This is a genomic window from Psychromonas sp. (assembly GCF_983033635.1).
Genome location: NZ_CEZLMY010000253.1, coordinates 1 through 3,608, shown reverse-complemented (window position 1 = coordinate 3,608; position 3,608 = coordinate 1). Strand labels below are relative to the sequence as shown.

Sequence of the window (3,608 nt, the reverse complement as noted above, 5' to 3'; positions counted from 1 at the left end):
ATAGATGTTTGATTTTCTTTGCTATCACGGTGTACAAACTGATTTATTTTATTTAATTCAGTTTTATCTATTTCCTGGTCAATGGAAAAAGAGGGCTGAGTTAATTGTTGTAATGTCGCAATATGCGTCACTTGTTCAAACTGTGTCGGCACACTTTCAGTTATATCGTAACTGTGGTTTTGCTGATATTGGTAAGCATTTAATGTCAAATGATAAACTTGCCAGCTCTTTTTAGTAGATCCGTAATTAATAAATAAATCCTTTAATCCCTTCTCTAATAATTCCTCTTCGCTTGCAGAAAGAAAATAATTTTTGCCATTAGAAGTATGGATAAAGCAGTAAAGTGTCGTCGTCGGCTGTTTTATAGCGTGAACGAGCAGTTGAGTGAGGCGTAATTCATCAAATAACATCGGCAGCTGATTAACACCGTCACAACACCATTCATTTAATATTTGTTTATTACTCTTGTTTTTTAATGCAAAAAGAAAGGGGGAAGAAGCGCTGCTATCAAGGTAAATCGGCAGGGGATTCATCTGCGCTATATACATATTTTTTAGTGCGGTAATTTTCGCAAGTTGATAATAATATTGAACATCAATCTTGTATTTATATTGGTTCGAGCGAATAAAGCTGTTAATAAAAGTAATAAATTGCGTTCGGTTATCCGCATACGTTAGATATAAATAGTGGGTATCATCTTCATGTGTTTGTTTAACTAACTGATATTTAATTGCACTATCTAGTGCTGAGTCATGAAATTCAAGTTGCAGACCGCTAAATGATAGCAGAATATATTGATCATTAAGAAGATGAATATCTTCCTGCAGTTTGATTTTTACACCGGTTGAGGAGATATTCGAGGACTGTGCAGCAAGGGTTTTGCCATCGGGCAGTAAAATTTCAACATTAGTGACAAAAAACATACGTGGCGCACCACGTTTGTTTTTTTGCGAAAGATGTAAAAGCTCACATTGCTCTTGACTCTTTGGTGCGTCATCAATAACAAGTTTTTTACTTTGTTTCTCTTTTTGTTGCGCAAGATGAGAATATACAGCTTCAAAAACCCCAATAGTGTAAAGACCATATAGGTTAATATTTTCCTGAAGTATTTTGATCGTAACAGCCGTTAAATAATGTTTAATATTTCCCTGCTGAAATAACTTACAATCTTCAGTGACTTTATCGCGCAGATCGATAACTCGCTGGCACGGCTTTGCCAAGCGACTCAGCTCCATTTTTATAAGAAACTTATCGCTATTGCTTTCACCAAATAGAATTTTATTAAGCAAGTCATTAAAGTCTGGCTCATTACGCAAAGCGATAAGTTCTTTTATTTGTGACTGGTAATCTTTAAAATCCATACCTAAATATTTTCATCCGTGGTTATTATTATTTTTATATTAATTACTTTATCTGCAATTGTAGTGAATTGTTTAGTCTTTTGTTAAGAAAGCGTATAAGAAACAATAATATTTAACTTAGCTTCATTCTATACAGGTAAAATAAAGCAATGCCTGCAAGTGTCAATATCTGATAACAAAGGAGAAAAATGGCGAAAACAAAACAGCATTGTTATGTAATGATTGTGGCGCGTCTTTTACTTGTTGGCAAGATCTGTGCGCTAATAGCATCACTGAGATAAGAGTTGCAGCAATAACTGGCGCTTTAATGAAATGAGTAAGTTTAGAAGCGTTATATTAGGGTATTGAAATAGCCCAACGCTAAATCAATCTGATTTAGCGTTGGGGAATATTGAGCAGTATTATTCGTCAGATATATTTATTAACTGTGACATTTCTCTATGCAATAAATTTTCATCAGCTAAATTTAACTGAATTAGACGCTTCAGGTGAGAAATACTTTCCAAACTTAGTGTTAAGAATTTGATTCCTAATAAGCCTTCTTCTTGATGGCAAATTATTCCGCCAATTTCTAATACAATGTCCGAGCCTTCAAGATGCAGGTTGAGTTGTACTGGTGTATCGACTTTGTCATGCCAAAGCTCGGGGCGATGCACCAACGCACCATTTAAAGAAATATCTAATAGATCGGTTTGCCATGTTTTTGTTTCACCCGAAATCTCTTCACTTAATGTACAGTGCCCTGAAAAGATAATACGTGAGAATTTACGTCTTTCTGACATTGTTATTTCCCATAATGTAGTTGATTGATATTACAAATAAATTGTCTGTATATCATAGGTAATTGTTGGCAAATTAGCGATTTCCCGAGCACATTTTTTTTAATAATTAGATCGTAGATGAGGCTTAGCTCTAATTGTTGCAGTGCTTTGTCTGCAATCGGGGAGTAACTGATATGCCATGGTTCAATCGCAACGCCACCTAGAAAAGTTTGGTAGGGGCGATAAAAGCCAAACAGGGCCATGTTTTCACTTAACCACTGATCTAATTCCTGGAAATAACCACCTGAACTGTATTCGCAAACTTTTAACTGTAAATTTTGCTTAGCGGGTAATAGATTGGGATCGAAAATATCAAAATCGGTGCCCCAATGATGGCGGCTTGCACCAGGTAAAGCCGACCAGTGCAGGATAGCAAACAGCTTTTCTAATTCAGATAATGGCAGCAAGTCTAACGGCTGTTCATTTTTATCTAAAACGCTGGTTTTACCTGCATATTTATTGTTCCAGATTAATTGCTGACGTTCAAAGCTGCGAAAACCACTGGCAATTTGTAGGTTAAAACCAGCGATCTTTGCAGCTTTTTGTAACGCCTCAAACTCAGGAGCAACATCGGAGTGAACTAAAATATTGTTACCGATCTCACTCAAATGAGAGGTTACTTGACCTGTTAATTGCTCAGCTAACATGTTAATAATTTTTCAAGGGTGACTTGATAGATTTTAACCAGCTCTTCTAAATCATCCACTTTTACACATTCATTTACTTTATGAATAGTCCCGTTACACAGGCCGACTTCAACGACTTGGGCACCTGTAGGCGCGATAAAGCGGGCATCAGATGTACCACCACTGGTTGAAAGCTCAGTTGTTAAACCATTAACCTCTAAAATAGCTTCACTAACTGCATCTGTTAAAGACCCTGGTTGGGTGATAAAAGGCGAGCCGTTATATGTCCATTGAATATCATATTTAAGTTGATGATTTTGTAAAATAGATTCAACACGCTCGATAATCTGTCCGGCGTCTAACTCCGTTGAATATCTGAAATTACATTGAATTTGAGCATCACCCGGAACAACATTACTTGCGCCGGTACCGGAGTTAAAGTTGGTTATTTGAAAACTGGTTGGTGGAAAATATTGATTACCATTGTCCCATTGAGTATGCGCCAGATCTGCAAGTGCATGCGAACAGCTATGTATAGGATTCTCTACAAGGTGCGGGTACGCCACATGACCTTGAGTACCATGTACTGTTAAATCCGCGGTTAATGAACCTCTACGGCCATTTTTTATGGCATCACCAACATGATCAGTACTTGATGGCTCTCCGACAATACAATAATCTATTTTTTCATTGCGGGCTTCAAGCGTATCGATAACACGTGTCGTGCCATTGATAAATGGACCCTCTTCATCGCTGGTAATTAACAGTGAAATAGAACCGTTATGATCTTGATGTTCTGA

The 3,608-nt window shown here is 36.9% G+C and carries 4 protein-coding genes; all 4 read right to left on the bottom strand.

What is annotated here, in order from left to right:
* Positions 1-1,361, bottom strand: a 1,361-nt coding sequence (locus AC4GME_RS18020) for a hypothetical protein (protein WP_490379959.1), incomplete at its 3' end; no start/stop codon positions are given.
* Positions 1,362-1,762: 401 nt separating this feature from the next.
* A complete protein-coding gene (locus tag AC4GME_RS18015) occupies positions 1,763-2,143 on the bottom strand; it encodes a PilZ domain-containing protein (RefSeq protein WP_490377835.1) in 381 nt (126 codons plus the stop codon).
* A 2-nt stretch (positions 2,144-2,145) separates the two neighbouring features.
* Positions 2,146-2,829: a M15 family metallopeptidase gene (locus tag AC4GME_RS18010; protein WP_490377836.1), complete on the bottom strand. Its 684-nt coding sequence runs from the start codon at positions 2,827-2,829 to the stop codon at positions 2,146-2,148.
* On the bottom strand, positions 2,823-3,608 hold a 786-nt coding region (dapE, locus tag AC4GME_RS18005; protein WP_490379958.1), incomplete at its 5' end, for a succinyl-diaminopimelate desuccinylase. The genes AC4GME_RS18010 and dapE, both read right to left, overlap by 7 nt.

Coding starts and splice junctions, on each gene's coding strand:
- AC4GME_RS18015 (WP_490377835.1), bottom strand. CDS start 2,143: ATGTCAGAAAGACGTAAATTCTCACGTATTATCTTTTCAGGGCACTGT.
- AC4GME_RS18010 (WP_490377836.1), bottom strand. CDS start 2,829: ATGTTAGCTGAGCAATTAACAGGTCAAGTAACCTCTCATTTGAGTGAG.